The sequence below is a fragment of the Sphaerisporangium siamense genome (assembly GCF_014205275.1).
In the GTDB taxonomy this organism is placed as follows: Bacteria; Actinomycetota; Actinomycetes; order Streptosporangiales; family Streptosporangiaceae; genus Sphaerisporangium; species Sphaerisporangium siamense.
Genome location: NZ_JACHND010000001.1, coordinates 5298987 through 5314526 on the forward strand (window position 1 = coordinate 5298987; position 15540 = coordinate 5314526).

Here is a 15540-nt window from a genome sequence, read left to right on the forward strand (position 1 = left end):
TTCGAGCGCGAGACGCCGCGCGGCACGAGCAACGTGGAGCACGCGCCGATTCCCGAGCTGGCCGCGGACATCACGCCCGACGAGCTGGACAAGGAGATCCGCGACGAGCTCCGTTCCCTGCCGAACGACCTCGCGGACAAGATCGCGAGCCATCTGGTCGCCGCCGAGCGGGCGCTGGGCGATGACGACCCGGGGCTGGCCTACGAGCACGCGAAGGTGGCACGCAGGTTCGCGGCCCGGATCGGCGTCGTCCGTGAGGCCGTCGGGCTGGCCGCCTACCGCGCCGGGCAGTACGCGGAGGCGCTCAGCGACCTGCGCGCGGCGCGGCGCCTGACCGGCTCGGACGCCTTCCTGCCGATCATGGCGGACTGCGAGCGCGGCCTCGGCAGGCCGGAGCGCGCGCTCGACCTGGTCCGCTCGCCCGAGGCCGAGCGCCTTGACCGGGAGGCGCGCATCGAGCTCGCCATCGTCGAATCCGGAGCGCGGCGCGATCTCGGGCAGCACGACGCCGCCGTGATCACTCTGCAGCGGCTGCCCGAGCTGCGCGTGCAGGAGTCCCGTCCGTGGTCGGCCCGCCTGACCTTCGCGTACGCGGACGCTCTCGCTCAAGCCGGTCACACCGAGGCGGCGACCGACTGGTTCGAGCGGGCGATGACGTTCGACGAGGACGGTGAGACGGACGCCGCCGAGCGGTACGCCGAGCTGACCGGCGCGGTGATCGAGGACGTCGAGGAACTCGACGACGAGGACCTGGACGAACTGGACTTCGCCGACTTCGGTGACCTGGGCGAGACCGGCGATGAGGGGGAGCGGGTCGTTGACGACGCCGACGCCGACGCCGCAGCCGGGGATCTCGACGACGCCGAGGACGTCGACGCGGACGAAGACGTTGACGATGATCTCCAGGAGACCGGAGTGGTCGACGAGGACGCTTCCGACGTGACGCCGCGGCCAGGCGCTGAGGCGGCGGACGCGGACCCAGGCGAGGCCGATGACGCCTCCGCCGTGGCCGTGCGGGACGCGGGCGAGCGCGCGTCCGAGGCCGGACCGCCGTCCGGCATGGATGTCGCCGGCGATGTCCTGAGCCCCGAGCCGGGCGATTCCTCCGTGGGCGGCGCCCTGGGTCCCTCCGGCGACAAGCCCGATGACGTTCCCGGCGACCGGACGGCCGGTGCCGCTGGCGCGTCCCCGGCGGTCAAGGCCGAGACGAAGATCTCGGGGTTGGAGCCGGGCATGGCTCCGGCGTTCATCGAGCCTGATTTCGGCGACGTGGACCCCGGCGACCCGGACGACGGCCTGGACGAGCGCGACATTCCCGCCGCGGACGAGCAGGGCAAGCGCAAGGCCTGAAAGACCTGGTAAAGGGGTTGGTGGGCGCCGCCTAGCGTGAAGGCGCGCGGCGCCCACCGTTCATCATTCCCCCGTCGCGTCGTTTTTATGCGCGCCCATGCGAATTCGAGTGCGGCGCGGGTGTTTAACCAGTCCTTATTCGCGACGCGCTCATGTGGCGGCCGGGCGGGTGCGCTCCAGCCAGTGCATGATTCCCGCCACGTTCGACGGCGCGCCGCTGAGCAGTTCGAACCGCTCGGCCGTTTCCTCGTTCTCCGTGGCGAGGGCGGCGTAGCGCTCGCGGGTCCTGTCGCGCACCATCGCGACGGCATGGTCGAGGTCCATGCCCGCCGTGTGGGCTTGCGTCGTGAGATCAACCCAGATGCGAAGTTCCTCCGCCGACCGCTCCAGCGTCGAGTCGACATCGGTTACCGGTCCATAGTGGCTGAAAAGCAGCCGCTGGGGGCCGAGCTCGCCGAACAGCGCAACGGAGTTCAGCGCCGTCTGGAGGTCGAAGTCCGGCGGTGGCGTGGCGGGCCGCAGGTCGCCGGTCTCCGGCAGGTAGACGCCGGCGGCGTCGCCCACGTACAGGTCTCCGGTGAAGGAGTCCAGCAGGCCCACGTGGTGCTTGGCGTGGCCGGGGGAGTAGTGGCCGGAGAGGGTTCTGCCGCCGCCGAGGTCGATCGACCCGGTGTCGCCGAGGGTACGGATGCGGGCCGCGTCGGTCGGGGCGAGCCGGCCGAAAAGCCGGTCGAGCTGGTCGCCCCAGACCATGCGCGCGCTGGCCATCAGACGGGAGGGGTCGGCGAGGTGCCGCGCGCCCTTCTCGTGGACGACGATCTCCGCGGCCGGGTAGTGGCCGGCGATGTCGCCGACGCCTCCGGCGTGGTCCAGGTGGATGTGGGTGACCACGACCGTGGCGAGGTCGTTCGGGCCGACCCCCAGGGACGTGAGGGCCTCACGGACCACGGGCGCGGAGGTGGAGGTGCCGGTCTCGACGAGACAGGGACGGTCGCCGAGGATCAGGTAGCCGGCGGTGATCCCGGAGTATCCGGCCATCCGCGTGTCGATCTCGTAGACGTCACCGCCGAGCGGCGTCACGTTGTCCACAGGTCACTCCCTTGCAGGCCGACGGGGTCGGGCGTGGTCCGTTCACGAGCGTAGGGCACGGCTCGGACGGGACCTATGCCGGTTCGGCGGATCGCCGCCTTGCGCGGCGTGGGGTGATGTGGTGGTTCGTGCGCTCTCATCTGGTGTCTTTTCCCGGGCTTGCTCGGTGTCACCGGGAGGGGGAAATCTGGATGAACGTCATTCGACTGCTGTAAGGCAGCGATTTCGCGATTTTTCTACTATTAGCTGGATATGTCGACTATAGGGATATCGAGTTATCCACAGAACGACGCTCGGCCGCCGTGCGCGTCGTCCGCGGTCCGAAGAATGGTGCCCGAACCGATCCGGCCAAATCGAGGGGGCATTCCGATGGAAGCGATTCCGCACCGCAACATGGTCACGTTGGTGGGGCGCGTGTCCAAGGTTCCCACCATGAGAGAGCTGCCCAGTGGCGACCGGGTGACGAGCTGGGGGCTCGCCGTCCGGCGGCCCGCCGGGCATCCGAGCAACAAGAAGTCCGACGGCATCGCCTGCGTGGCCTTCGACTGCGAGGTGTCGGCCGTCGTGACCCATTGGGAACTGAACGACGTCGTCAGCGTCGAGGGAGCGCTGCATCACCGTTTCCGAGGGACCTCCGGCATGGGCGCCAGCACCTACGAGGTCGAGGTCCATCGGGCCCGAAGGGTCCAACAGGCCCCGACCTCCCGCAGGACCACCACGGGAGCCGGTGCCATGGCCGAGTCCGAGGTCGCGGCGGCTGCTGCGCGTGAGGTGGCCTCGGCCAGGAGGGCCGGCTCGTGGGCGCCGCTACCGGTCGCCATCGAGGTCGGGGCAGGTCAGGGACTGATCGCGGGGACGGGCAAGGGGTTAGTCGGTGGTGAAGGTACGGAGGATCAACCCGGTGCGAGGCTTGGGGCCGAATGACGTGGACTTGCGGGGCACGCGTTCGCCCCCGGCGGCGATGGCGTACACGTCCTCGACGGTGAGCGAGGGCACGATCACGGCGGTCCCCGATTCCCGGCGGGCCATCTGGGCGGCGAGCAGGGGGTCGTGGTGGACGATGCGCACGGTTCGTTCGTCGTCGTGCAGGCCCCAGACCTTCGGAAGGAGGAATTCGGACAAGATGGACGTGTTCAACGACTTCCAGCGCGTCGATCGCGACGGGGGCATCGCGTGGGTGACCTGCACGGGGTCAGGGTCGGTGAGAAGGTGGCTCGGCCCGGCGCCCGCCAGCACGAAGGCCGGCCCCTCCACCGTGGCCAGGGCCGCCAGGGCGTCCTCCAGGCGGGCGTGTTCGTGCACCTGCCAGGAGCCTTTGGCGCGCGCCGCCGCCTCCTTCAAGGGCAGCCCGGGGATGACCCGGTGAATCGCCTGCAGTTGCGGCGGGTAGGCCGTCGAGTCGACCAGCAGGGCGAGACCGTAGTCCCAGGGCCCCTGGCCGCGTCCCTGGGCGTGGTAGTCGCGCTGCAGCGCCAGGTAGGTCGCGTAGCGGTGATGACCGTCGGCGATCAACGCTTTGTGCGGACGCAGCCCGGTGGCGACGACGTCCAGCTCGGCGGAGTCCGTGAGGGCCCAGAGGCGGTGGTCGATGCCGTCGTCGGTACGGACGTTGACGAGCGGCGGACGTGTGGCGGTCTCCGCGATGAGCCGTGCCAAAGCCCCACCCCTGAGACCTCCCTCGCCCGCGTCGCGTCCGCCCCTCTCGCGTCCGCCCTCGTCGTGTTCGATACCCCCGGCATCCCGATGGCTGCGATCGAGGGTGTCGTGGCTGACTGCGGGGCGGTCGGGGCTGAGGTGATCGACGTTGCGCTGGGGAGTGGTGCTGTTGCCGTCGTAGAGGAGGAAGATCGGTTCCAGGTTGCTCTCGGTCGTCCTCATGAGGGCGAGCCTGTCGGCGACCGTGCCGGGCATCACGTCCTCGTGGGGGAGCACGATCCCGTCCTTGGGGTCGGAGAGGGCGAGGTCGCCGATGAGGCCGCGCAGCAGGAGACCGGGCCCGCTCTGCTCGTACACGTACACGGCCGGGGCCTCGTCCACGGCGAGCACGCCGGATCGCAGCCACGCGAGCAAGGTCTCGCGGGCCTCGCCGTATCGCTGCTGGTCGGTGCCGGGAAGGATCAGCCGCACCACGTTGTTCGAGTGAACGTCAAGAAGAGGCCGCACGTCTTCCCGCGTGATCAGGTCATACGGCGGGGAGGTGACGGCGGCCAAATCGTCGACGGCGAAACGCACGCCGCGGAATGGCCGTAGGACCAGTCCGTCCGGCGACGGCAGTTCAGAAATCGCCATACCGGGCATGGTGCCATAAGGTCCTTGGTCGCTCAGAGACTGCCCCGACATCGATTGCGTTGCCCGGCTCGCAGGAAAGCCGGTAATGACAGGTCGCCTGAAGGAGGCTTCGAGGAAATGACGCAGGGACGAAGCGGCCCGTCTGATCCCCCCGGCAACGAGCCGAGCGCTCCCGCGGGTGATGTCTACGAGTGGTTCCAGCGAGGAATCAAGCTGCTGAAGGACGGCAGTCCCGCGGCGGCGGCGGCCATCCTCGCACGGGCGGCCGACGCTGAGCCCGAATCCCGCAGCATTCGCGAGGCCCTCGCCAGGGCGCAGTTCAACTCGCGTCGCTACGAGGACGCCGCCGACAGTTTCCGCTGGATCGTCGCCGCGAACCCTACTGAGGACTACGCGTACTTCGGCCTCGGCATGTCCCTGTGGCGCACCGGCGACATGGAGGCCGCCCAGGAACCCCTGGCCATCGCGGTGGCCATGCGCCCCGACTTGCGGGACTACGTCTCGGCCCTGAAACAGGTAAGAGCCACCCTACGAGCAAGAGGCGCGTAACAGCCGTTAACCACCCTGGACCCGCGAATCCGGAGCAGATACGTGGCTCCCCCGCCGAATCACATACCAGCGAAGTGCTGCGAGACCGTCTGCCTTTCCACCTGTGGTCCCGGCACTTATGACCTTGGCCGGCTCTGCGCTCAGCGTCCCGCTGGTCACGCACCGGTTTTCCGATGGTTCCGCACGGTCACACACCCCGCGCCAGGCGTGGCCGGCGTCGGCATCGCGGTGACTGGAGCGTGGAGCGACGACCCCAACGTCTGCCTGCCTCTGCGCCTGTGACCTTGGCTGGGCTGTCACGGCTCTCGTAGCGGGCACGTTATGGGGCGGGGCTGGGGTGGTTGTTCACGGTCGCGGGTTGTGGGCCGGTGGGGCGGCTGAAGTGTGATCGGAGTTGGCATTCGGAGATAGTGGGGGCATGGATTCTGTGTTGATCGGGTCTTATGACACGTTGTTGCTTGATCTGGACGGGGTCGTCTATTTGGGAGGGCAGGCCGTGCCCGGGGCGCCGGAGGCGCTGGTTCGGGCGCGGGATGCCGGTGTGCGCCTGGCATATGTCACGAACAACGCGTCGCGTACCCCGGCCGCGATCGCCGCGCACCTGGCCTCGCTGGGTGCGCCCGCGTCCCCTGACGACGTGGTGACCTCCTCGCAGGCCGCCGCGCGGTTGGTCGCCGAGCGGATGCCCGCGGGGTCGGCCGTGCTCGTGGTCGGGGGGATGGGATTGCGGACGGCCGTGCGGGCGCAGGGCCTGCGGCCGGTGTCGACGGCGGCCGAGGAGCCGGTCGCGGTGGTACAGGGCATCTCGCCGGATCTTTCGTATGGACTTCTGAGGGAGGGTGCGCTCGCCGTGCGCCAGGGGGCGTGGTTCGTCGCCGCCAACGCCGACATCACCATGCCGACGAACCAAGGGCAGGTTCCGGGCAACGGAGCGATGACGCGGGTGATCGCCACCGCGACCGGCGTGGAGCCCGTGGTGGCGGGGAAGCCCGAGCCTCCTCTGCACAGGGAGTCGATCCTGCGGACCGGGGCCGAGCGGCCGCTGATCGTGGGGGACCGGCTCGACACCGACATCGAGGCGGCGACGCGCGCGAAGGTGGACAGCCTGCTCGTGCTGACGGGAGTGACCGGGCCGATGGATCTGCTGACGGCGCCGCCGGAGCACCGTCCCACGCATATCGGGGCCGACCTGTCCGCACTCCTGCAGCCGCCCGCGCCCGTCGCCCATGAGGGGGATCGGTGGACCAGGGAGGACTGGACAGCGCGATGGGAGGACGGTCGTCTGCGTCTAACAGGGCAAGGGCAGACCCTGGACGGCCTGCGGGTCGCCTGCGCGGCGGTCTGGGCCCACACGACCGCGGACAGGCCTGACGAGGACACCCTCAAACAGGCCGCAGAAGCACTGGACCTCTGAGGACCGGAGATTATCCGGCGGACCACCTTGGCGGGAGGATGACGCTGCACGGCGGGACAGCGGCAACGCACAGCGGGGTAGCGACGCGCTCGGCGGGGCCGGGGAGTGTCTGGCGGACCACCTGGTACGAAGGTGACACAGCACGGCGGGACAGCGACAACGTATGCGAGGACGCGCGATGGGACGGCGGCAGCACTCGGCGGGGTAGTGACGGCGCTCAATGGGCCGGCGAGTTCTTCGGGTGCTGTGAGCTGCTGGGGGCTTCGGGCGGTGGATGGGCGACTGTGGTTCGGTTCGGCTTACGTGGTCACAGGAGTTTTCTGAGGCGGAGGAGGTCGCCGAGGCTGGCGTCGATCTTCACGCGGCCGCCGAACAGCGCTCTTCCCATGTCCAGTTCGCCGTTCACCAGGGAGAGCAGGTCGTCGCTGGAGATGCGGATGCGGACCTCGGCGGGCCGCCCGTTGTCGGGGGGCACGTCGGTGAACGGTTCGAGGCCGTCCTGGTGGATTCTGCCGTAGAAGGTCACGTCCAGATCGGTGATGCGGCAGCTCAGGCTCCTGTCGACCACATGCTTGGCGCGTGCCTCGTCGTCCAGCTCGCCGAACTGCTCGGTGAGCTTGTCCAACGCCGCCCGGCACTCATCGACGGTCGCCATGCGTCCTACCCCTTCTCATGCGCCGAACTCCTCTGACCAACGGAAGGTAGCGTCTCCCTTGAGTACTACGCGAAATTCGGCGCGCGAGAGCGCCCTGGAAGAGAAGAGCATCGCACTGGTCGCGGCTTCCGATACGGTCAGGGTCCGACGGCGGTGGCGCGGGCGGCGGTTCGCCCGCGCGTGAGCACACCATAATGGCCGGAATCCGTGCCGCGACCAAGAGCGACACCGCTATATGGACGCTCTCGGACGGTGGATTTGCCCGTCCAACGGGTGAGCGTCGAGCCGGAGGGACGCCGGAGCGCCCGGCATGGCGACGTGGCCGTACCGGCGGCACGGACGTGGCCACGAGGCGACGTTCTGCCGACGGCAGTAGGCCGCGGTGAGAGGGCGGATCCGGCAAGGTCACGGGGTCGTGAGGGCCGGGACGCGGGTGGACGGCGTCCATGGCAGGCTCGACACCACGTCGGCCGGGTCACCGGCCTGGCCGTACGGGAAGGCAGACCGCCACGCGATACGCGGTGGTGGACGAGGCAGGGCGGTGGAGAAGGCGGATGACGGAGAACGGCGAAGCGCGCGTGGCGGCCGCCCTGGGTCGGCTCGGCACCCTGGGCGACCTTCCCGTGCGAGAGCACGTGCCGGTGTTCGAGGAGGCGCTGGGCGGACTGGAGGCGATCCTGGCATCGGCGGACGACACCTCGCCCGACCCTGCTCGTACGGACCATGCGCAGCCGAACTCGGGAAGGGAACACGGCACCTCTCCCCACCCTGCCCTAACGGACCATGTGCAGCCGAATGCGGGAGGGGAACACGGCGCTCCCGCCGACCTCGCCGGCGGTAAGGACGTTTCCGCTGACCGTCGAGAGGACGACCATGCCTCCGCCCCTTTTAGGAGGGGAGAGGGTGGGGCCGCTGACAGTGGACAGACCAATCCCGATCACGGAAAGGGCGACTACGGGCGCGCTGACCATTGGGAACGGACGGTGGGGCGGTGAGAAGAGAACCCGCTCGTCCTGGAGCGGCTGGACACGCGGCTGTCCGCCTCAGGCAGGTCGGCCCTCATGAGGACGCGCAGAGCACGCCGGGCGGTCTTGGAGACGTGAACCCGCGAGGTCACGACCCTTTCAGAGGACGACGCACCGCGGGCGGGTCGCCGGGCGCGCGCGATGCGCACCGGCAGACGCTCGTGGACGGCCGGACATGGACCGCCCGAGCACGAGACGTGTGCTGGCGGGCGTCGCCGAGCGGCCAAGTGCAGGGCATGCATGCGTGAGGGTCTGCGGGTGCTCAGGCCTGGAATGTGGGGTGGGCCGGTGTTGGGGTGGCCCGGTTGGCGGGGCGCGCGGCCCGGACTTCGTGGGCGGCCGACTGTGGCGCGCGCATGGGTGAAGATTTGTGGGGCTTAGGCCAGAGATGTGTGTGGGGTGTTGGCGGGTGAGCCGACTCGCGGGGTGCGTGGCCGGGCCTTGGCGGGCGGCTGGGTGTGGGGCGTGCATGGTGGAGGCTCGCGGGTGTTCGGGGCCGGGATGTGTGTGGGCGGGTGTTGGCGAGTGAGCGGACGTGTGGCGCCGGGGCTTCGCGGGCGTGGGTGCTCGTGCGGAGGCGACGTCGGGCACGGGGGCTTTTGCGGGGGCGACGTCGGGCGCGGGGGGTTGTGGGGGGATTGGTGAGTCGGAGGGTGCGGCTGGACAGGGAGCTTGTGCGGCGGGGGTTGGCGCGGTCGCGGGAGCATGCGGCGGACCTGATCACCGGTGGACGGGTGAGCGTGGGCGGGCGTACGGCGGACAAGCCGGCCACGCAGGTCGACACGGCCTCGGCGATCATCGTGGCCGAGATGGCCGAGGGGCCGGACTACGTCTCGCGTGGCGCCCACAAGCTGATCGGCGCCCTGGAGGCGTTCGGCCCGCGCGGCCTGGCCGTCGAGGGACGGCGCTGCCTGGACGCGGGCGCTTCGACCGGCGGCTTCACCGACGTCCTGCTGCGCGCCGGCGTGGCGCACGTCCTGGCCGTGGACGTCGGGTACGGCCAGCTCGCCTGGTCGCTCCGCACCGACGACCGGGTCACGGTGATGGAGCGCGTCAACGTCCGCGAGTTGACGCCGGACATGGTGGGCGAGCCGCCGAGCCTGGTGGTGGGCGACCTGTCGTTCATCTCCCTTCGGCTGGTGCTGCCCGCGCTCGCCGCCTGCGCGGCCCCCGCCGCCGATTTCGTCATGCTGGTGAAACCGCAGTTCGAGGTGGGCAAGGAGCGGGTGGGGGCGGGTGGCGTCGTGCGGGACCCGGCGCTGCGGGCGGGCGCCGTGCGCGACGTCGCGGCGGCGGCGTCCGCACTGTCCCTGGAGGTGCGCGGCGTGACAGCGAGCCCGCTGCCCGGCCCCTCGGGCAACGTCGAGTACCTGATCTGGCTCGGGCGCGGTCCCGGACCCGCGCGAGTGGGCGATCTCGACACCGAGATCGAGCGCGCCGTCGCGGAAGGTCCCCAGTAGTGCGCAGGGTGTCCGCGGGGGAAGCGTGGAAGATCCGTAGTAGTGCGCGGTGTGTCCGCCGGGGGAGCGGGGGCGAGTGTGGAAGGTCTGCAGTAGTGCGTGGAGTGTCCGCCGGAGGGGCGGGGCGAGCGTGGAAGGGGCCCGGTAGTGCGTGGGTGCCCGTGGGGGAGTGGAGTTGAGCGCGGGAGGTTTCCAGTAGTGGGTGGGGTGTCCGGCGGGGGAGCGGGAGTGGACGTGGGAGGGGCCCGGTGATGGGCGGGGTGTCCGCCGGAGGGGCGGGGGCGAGCGTGGAAGGTTCGCGGTAGTGCGTGGGGTGCCCGCTGGAGGAGCGGAGTCGAGCATGGATGCGGTCAAGCGGACGGTGCTGGTCACCGCGCACACCGGGCGCGCGCCCGCGGTCGAGAGCGCCCGTAGGGTGATCCAGCGCTTCCTGGAGGCGGGCTTCACGGTCCGGGTCATGGAGCAGGAGGCCGAGGAGATCGCGGCCCCGGGCGTGGACGTGGTGCCCGCGCGCCCGTCGGCCGCCGAGGACGCCGAGGTGATGATGGTGCTCGGCGGTGACGGGACCCTGCTGCGGGCCGCCGAGCTGGCCCGTCCCGCCGGGACGCCGCTGCTCGGCGTGAACCTCGGGCACGTGGGGTTCCTGGCCGAGGCGGAGATGAGCGACCTCGCCGAGGCGGTGGACCGTGTCGTGAACGGCCACTACACGGTCGAGGAACGGATGACGATCGAGGTGCGGGTCCGCGCCAACGGCGAGGTGCTCGCCGAGACGTGGGCGCTGAACGAGGCGAGCGTCGAGAAGCGGGACCGCATGCTGGAGGTCGTCGCGGAGATCGACGGCCGCCCCTTGTCACGGTGGGGATGTGACGGCGTGATCTGCGCCACGCCCACCGGCTCGACGGCCTACGCCTTCTCGGCGGGCGGCCCGGTGGTCTGGCCGGAGGTCGAGGCGCTTCTGCTGGTGCCGAACAGCGCGCACGCCCTGTTCGCCCGGCCGCTCGTGGTCTCGCCGCGCTCGGTCATCGCCCTGGAGATCCTGCCCGGCACGACGGGCGCGGTGCTGTGGTGCGACGGCAGGCGGCGCTTCGACCTGCCGCCGGGCGTGCGGGTCGAGGTGCGCAGGGACGCGCTACCGGTCCGGCTGGCGCGCCTGCACGGCGCCGACACCACCGGGGCCCCGTTCACCGACCGCCTGGTGGCCAAGTTCGACCTGCCCGTGCAGGGCTGGCGGGGACGCGCGCGCCGGTAGCGCGTCGACATCTTCGGGGTTGCGTTCACTGACTGGCTGGTGGCCGAGTTCGATCTGCCCGTGCAGGGGTGGCGGGGGCGCGCGCCTCGGTAGCGCGTCGACATCTTCGGGGTTGCGTGCGCTGACTGGCTGGCGGCCTAGGTCGACCTGCCTGGGCAAGGGGGCGGGGGCGGGCGTGCTGGTCGGAGGTCGCGACACGGGGGCTGGTTGTGGAGGCCCGTGCTCGTGGGGTTTACGCCCCTGGTAGGGCCCTTGTGCGAGGGTAGTCATCGAAAACCTTGGCGATTTCCGCGTAGGATCGGCTCCGCACGGAGAGGTGACCGAGCCATGCCCCATACGGTCGGCGAGGTGCCCGATCGGGAGGCGGCAAGGCGATACGGCGGGAGGGACCCAGTGCGGCCACGGGTCGATGAGGTCCGGATCAAAGGCCTCGGCGTGATCGATGAGGCTGTCCTGAAGCTCTCGCCCGGGCTGACCGTCGTCACGGGCGAGACCGGCGCGGGCAAGACGATGGTCGTGACCGGGCTGGGGCTGCTGTTCGGCGGCCGGGCCGACCCCGCGCGCGTCCGGCCGGGGGCCGACCGGGCGACCGTCGAGGGCACGCTGGTCGTCGAGGCCGGCGGCCGGGTGGCCCAGCAGGTCGAGGACGTGGGCGGCGACGTCGAGGACGGCGAGCTGATCATCGCGCGCACCGTCTCCGGTGAGGGCCGGTCGCGGGCCTGGCTCGGCGGCCGGTCGGTGCCGGTCGGCACGCTCACCTACCTCGCCGAGGACCTCGTGGCCGTCCACGGCCAGATGGACCAGCAGCGGCTGCTCCAGCCGGGCCGCCAGCGCGCCGCCCTCGACCGCTACGCCGGGGAGGACCTGGTCAAGCCCCTGCGGGCCTACACCCAGACCTACAAGCGTCACAAAGAGGTCGCCGCGCTGCTCGACGAGCTGACCACGCGGGCCCGCGAACGCGAGGAGGAGGCGGACCGCCTGCGCTTCGGCCTGGAGGAGATCGAGAAGGTCGATCCCAAGCCGGGCGAAGAGGCCGAGCTCAAGCAGGAGGAGGAGCGCCTGGCGCACGCCGACTCGCTGAAGAGCGCCGCTGTCTCCGCGCACACCGCCCTGCTCGGCGACCCGATGGCGAGCGCCCAGGGCGCGCAGGACGCGGTGTCCCTGCTCGGGCAGGCCCGCGCCGCGGTGGAGGCGGTGCGCGAGTTCGACACGGCGCTGGGTGGCATCGGTGACCGCGTGGCCGAGGCGGGCTACCTGGTCTCCGACGTCGCCACCGAGCTGGCCGCCTACGCCGAGTCGGTGGACGCCGACCCGGCGAGGCTGGCGGCCGTGCAGGAGCGCAGGGCGGTGCTGACCGGGCTGCTGCGCAAGTACGGCGAGGACTCCGCCGCCGTGCTCGCCTGGGCGAGGGACGCCGCCGCCCGGCTCACCGAGCTGGAGGGCGACGACGACCGCATCGCCGAGCTCACCCGCGAGCGCGACGAGCTGGCCGTGCGCCTGACGGAGGTGGCCGGCGAGGTCACCCGCATCCGCACCGCGGCGGCCGAGCGTTTCGGGGAGGCCGTGACGGCCGAGCTGGCGGCGCTGGCCATGCCGCACGCCCGGGTGGTCGTGGTCGTCTCGCCGGCGGGCCAGTTCGGCCCGGATGGCGCCGACGAGATCGAGTTGCGCATGATGTCCCACCCGGGGGCTCCGGCGCTGCCGTTGAACAAGGGCGCCTCCGGGGGCGAGCTCAGCCGGGTCATGCTCGCCATCGAGGTCGTGTTCGCGGGGGCCGACCCGGTGCCGACGTTCGTGTTCGACGAGGTCGACGCGGGGGTGGGCGGCAAGGCGGCCGTCGAGATCGGGCGGCGCCTGGCCCGCCTGGCGAGGACGGCGCAGGTGATCGTGGTCACCCACCTGCCCCAGGTCGCGGCCTTCGCCGACCAGCATCTGGTGGTCGAGAAGGCGAGCGACGGCAGCGTGGTGCGCAGCGGGGTGACCGCGCTGGACCGGGAGGCGCGCGCCCGCGAGCTGTCGCGCATGCTGGCCGGCCTGGAGGACTCCGAGCTGGGGCGGGCGCACGCCGAGGAGCTTCTGGAGATCGCAGCGGCCGACAAGGCCGCCGATTGATGCGTGTTTCCACGGGTAAGTGAGCAGCCTCCGGCATCTCGGGGGCCGCGGGGACAGGGGTGGATCCTCCTTGTCCGTGCGCAGTGACAAATCTGACACGCCGTGAAGCGAGCCCGTCTTGGTCTCAGCCTCTGGCAGGATGGTTCGTGATGAAGGTGCCGACCTTGAAGGTTCAGGGCCTCCGCCGCAGGAAGGTGTCAGACCTTCCCGGGGTGACGGCAGTGGCGAGGATCGATCGGCGGACCAAGAGGCTGACCAAACGTCTCAGGCCCGGAGAGATCGCGATCATCGATCACGTCGATGTCGACCGGGTGAGCGCGGAGGCTCTTGTCGCGTGCGGCGCGTCCGTCGTGGTGAACGTGGCCTCCAGCATCAGCGGGCGCTACCCCAACCTCGGGCCGCAGATCCTGCTCGCCGCCGGGATCACGCTGGTCGACAACGCCACGCCCGACCTGTTCGACCGGGTGCGCGACGGCGATGTCGTCCGCGTGCACGACGGCGCGGTCTATCTGGAGGACGAGCTCGCCGGCAAGGGCGAGCCCGCGACGGCCGAGTCCGTGGACGCCGCGATGACCGAGGCGCGGGCGGGTCTGTCGATCCAGATCGAAGACTTCGCCATGAACACCATGGAGTACATCCGCCGCGAGCGCGACCTGCTCATCGACGGCGTCGGCGTGCCGGACATCCGCACCGACATGGACGGCAGGCACGTCCTGGTGGTCGTGCGCGGCTACCACTACAAAGAGGACATCGCGGTCCTGCGTCCGTACATCCGCGAGTACCGGCCGATCCTGATCGCCGTGGACGGCGGCGCGGACGCCCTCATCGAGGCCGGCTACCTGCCCGACCTGATCGTGGGCGACTTCGACTCGGTGTCGGAGCGCGCGCTGTCGTGTGGCGCCGAGCTGGTCGTGCACGCCTACCGCGACGGCCGCGCGCCCGGCCTGGAACGGGTGCAGCAACTCGGCCTGCCGGCGGTGGTGTTCCCGGCGACCGGCACCAGCGAGGACATCGCGATGCTCCTGGCCGACGAGAAGGGCGCGAGCCTCATCGTGGCCGTCGGCACGCACGGCACGCTGGTGGAGTTCCTGGACAAGGGACGCTCCGGCATGGCGAGCACCTTCCTCACCCGGCTGCGCGTCGGCGGCAAGCTCGTCGAGGCCAAGGGCGTCAGCCGGCTCTACCGCAGCCGCATCTCGATCGGCTCGCTGCTTCTCCTGGTCGCCACCGCCGTCGTCACCATGGGCGTGGTGCTCTGGTTCTCCCCGATGGGCAAGGTCTGGCTGAACGGACTTCGTGACGCCTGGAACGGTTTCGTCTTCTGGTTGGTCGGGCTCTTCTCGTGATCGATTTCCGCTACCACATCGTCTCCATCGTCGCGATCTTCCTCGCGCTCGCCATCGGCATCGTGCTCGGCAGCACGGTGCTGAACGCGCCGCTGGTCGCCTCGACCGAGAAGGTCACCGCGCAGCTCCGCGGCAACAACGCCGAACTGCAGGACCGGATCGTCCTCGCGCAGACGCGCGGCGGCGCCAGCGACACCTTCGTCGCCGACCGGCTGCCCCAGCTCGTCCAGGGCGCGCTGGCGGGCGAGCGCGTCGTGGTGGTGGAGGCGCCCGGCGCCGACACCAAGCTGCGCGAGCCGGTCGAGAAGGTGCTCGCCGACGCCGGCGCCGTGATCAGCGGCCGGGTGACGCTCACCGAGAAGTACCTCACCACCGGCCCGGCCACGGCCGTCGAGCAGCTCGCCACGGTGACCGGACCCACCCCGTCGATCTTCCCCTCCGACGCCACCCCCTACGACAAGGCGGCGGCCATGCTCGCCGGCGCGATCGTCACCACCGACAGGACGCAGGCGGGCAAGGAGAACCCGGCCGCCGCGGGCGTCCTCGACGGCTTCGAGCGGGACGGGCTCGTGTCCCTGGAGGGCGAGCCCGGCAAGCGCGCGACGCTGGCCCTGCTCATGGCGCCGGCCTCCGCCTACGAGGGCAAGGAGGCCGAGGCCCAGACCGCCGCCGTCGTCGCGCTCGCCACCGGCCTGGACACCGTGAGCGAGGGCGCCGTCGTGGCCGGGATCGTCCCGACCTCCACCGCCGCCGGGGTCATCGCCGCCGTCCGCGCGGACGCCGAGGCGGCCTCCGACGTGTCCACCGTCGACAACGCCGATATGGCCTTCGGCAAGGCCGCCGTGGTCTACGCTCTGCGGGAGCAGGTGGCGGGGGACACCGGGCAGTACGGCCTCGCCTCGGACGCCGCGGCGATCGGCCCGTCCCCCGAGCCCACCCCGCCCCCCACGCCCACCCCCACGGCGGGCGCGGGCGGCTGACCTGCCCCGACGACCACGCGTC

General features: G+C 71.1%; 13 protein-coding genes. 10 read left to right on the forward strand and 3 right to left on the reverse strand.

Going from position 1 to position 15540, the window contains the following annotated elements; all coding sequences use genetic code 11:
- The first annotated feature begins 33 nt into the window (after positions 1-33).
- Positions 34-1350, forward strand: a complete 1317-nt coding sequence (locus BJ982_RS24365; RefSeq protein WP_184883720.1) for a tetratricopeptide repeat protein — start codon at positions 34-36, stop codon at positions 1348-1350.
- A 150-nt stretch (positions 1351-1500) separates the two neighbouring features.
- On the opposite strand, the gene BJ982_RS24370 is transcribed toward BJ982_RS24365, so the two are convergent.
- Positions 1501-2439 (reverse strand): MBL fold metallo-hydrolase, encoded by a 939-nt coding sequence (locus tag BJ982_RS24370; protein WP_239123402.1) that lies wholly within the window; start codon positions 2437-2439, stop codon positions 1501-1503.
- A gap of 369 nt (positions 2440-2808) precedes the next feature.
- Here BJ982_RS24370 and BJ982_RS24375 point away from each other — a divergent pair, with 369 nt between their 5' ends.
- The gene (locus tag BJ982_RS24375; RefSeq protein ID WP_184883722.1) at positions 2809-3363 is read left to right on the forward strand and encodes a single-stranded DNA-binding protein; all 555 of its coding nucleotides are present in this window, start codon (positions 2809-2811) and stop codon (positions 3361-3363) included.
- On the opposite strand, the gene BJ982_RS24380 is transcribed toward BJ982_RS24375, so the two are convergent.
- Positions 3307-4737, reverse strand: a complete 1431-nt coding sequence (locus BJ982_RS24380) for a DUF1015 family protein (protein ID WP_239123400.1) — start codon at positions 4735-4737, stop codon at positions 3307-3309. The genes BJ982_RS24375 and BJ982_RS24380 overlap by 57 nt on opposite strands.
- A 108-nt stretch (positions 4738-4845) precedes the next feature.
- Between BJ982_RS24380 and BJ982_RS24385 the strand changes: the two genes are divergently transcribed.
- Entirely contained in the window at positions 4846-5277 is a 432-nt protein-coding gene (locus BJ982_RS24385) for a tetratricopeptide repeat protein (RefSeq protein ID WP_184883724.1), read from the forward strand.
- Between the two features lie 418 nt (positions 5278-5695).
- Positions 5696-6691, forward strand: a complete 996-nt coding sequence (locus tag BJ982_RS24390) for an HAD-IIA family hydrolase (protein ID WP_184883727.1) — start codon at positions 5696-5698, stop codon at positions 6689-6691.
- Positions 6692-6998: 307 nt separating this feature from the next.
- Here BJ982_RS24390 and BJ982_RS24395 read toward each other — a convergent pair whose 3' ends face one another.
- Entirely contained in the window at positions 6999-7346 is a 348-nt protein-coding gene (locus tag BJ982_RS24395; protein ID WP_184883730.1) for an SCP2 sterol-binding domain-containing protein, read from the reverse strand.
- A gap of 554 nt (positions 7347-7900) precedes the next feature.
- Here BJ982_RS24395 and BJ982_RS24400 point away from each other — a divergent pair.
- From BJ982_RS24400 to BJ982_RS24425, 6 genes are all read left to right on the forward strand, one after another.
- Complete coding sequence (locus BJ982_RS24400; protein ID WP_184883732.1) at positions 7901-8341, forward strand: hypothetical protein; 441 nt, start codon at positions 7901-7903, stop codon at positions 8339-8341.
- 671 nt (positions 8342-9012) lie between these two features.
- Complete coding sequence (locus BJ982_RS24405; protein ID WP_275411745.1) at positions 9013-9831, forward strand: TlyA family RNA methyltransferase; 819 nt, start codon at positions 9013-9015, stop codon at positions 9829-9831.
- A 340-nt stretch (positions 9832-10171) separates the two neighbouring features.
- Entirely contained in the window at positions 10172-11080 is a 909-nt protein-coding gene (locus tag BJ982_RS24410; RefSeq protein WP_184883736.1) for an NAD kinase, read from the forward strand.
- 393 nt (positions 11081-11473) lie between these two features.
- Positions 11474-13192, forward strand: coding sequence for a DNA repair protein RecN (gene recN / locus BJ982_RS24415; RefSeq protein WP_239123398.1), 1719 nt, complete (start codon positions 11474-11476; stop codon positions 13190-13192).
- A gap of 149 nt (positions 13193-13341) precedes the next feature.
- Positions 13342-14538 (forward strand): putative cytokinetic ring protein SteA, encoded by a 1197-nt coding sequence (steA, locus tag BJ982_RS24420; protein WP_184883740.1) that lies wholly within the window; start codon positions 13342-13344, stop codon positions 14536-14538.
- On the forward strand, positions 14535-15518 hold the full coding sequence (locus tag BJ982_RS24425) for a copper transporter (protein WP_184883742.1): 984 nt from the start codon (positions 14535-14537) through the stop codon (positions 15516-15518). The genes steA and BJ982_RS24425 overlap by 4 nt, the downstream gene beginning before the upstream one ends.
- Positions 15519-15540: the final 22 nt, after the last annotated feature.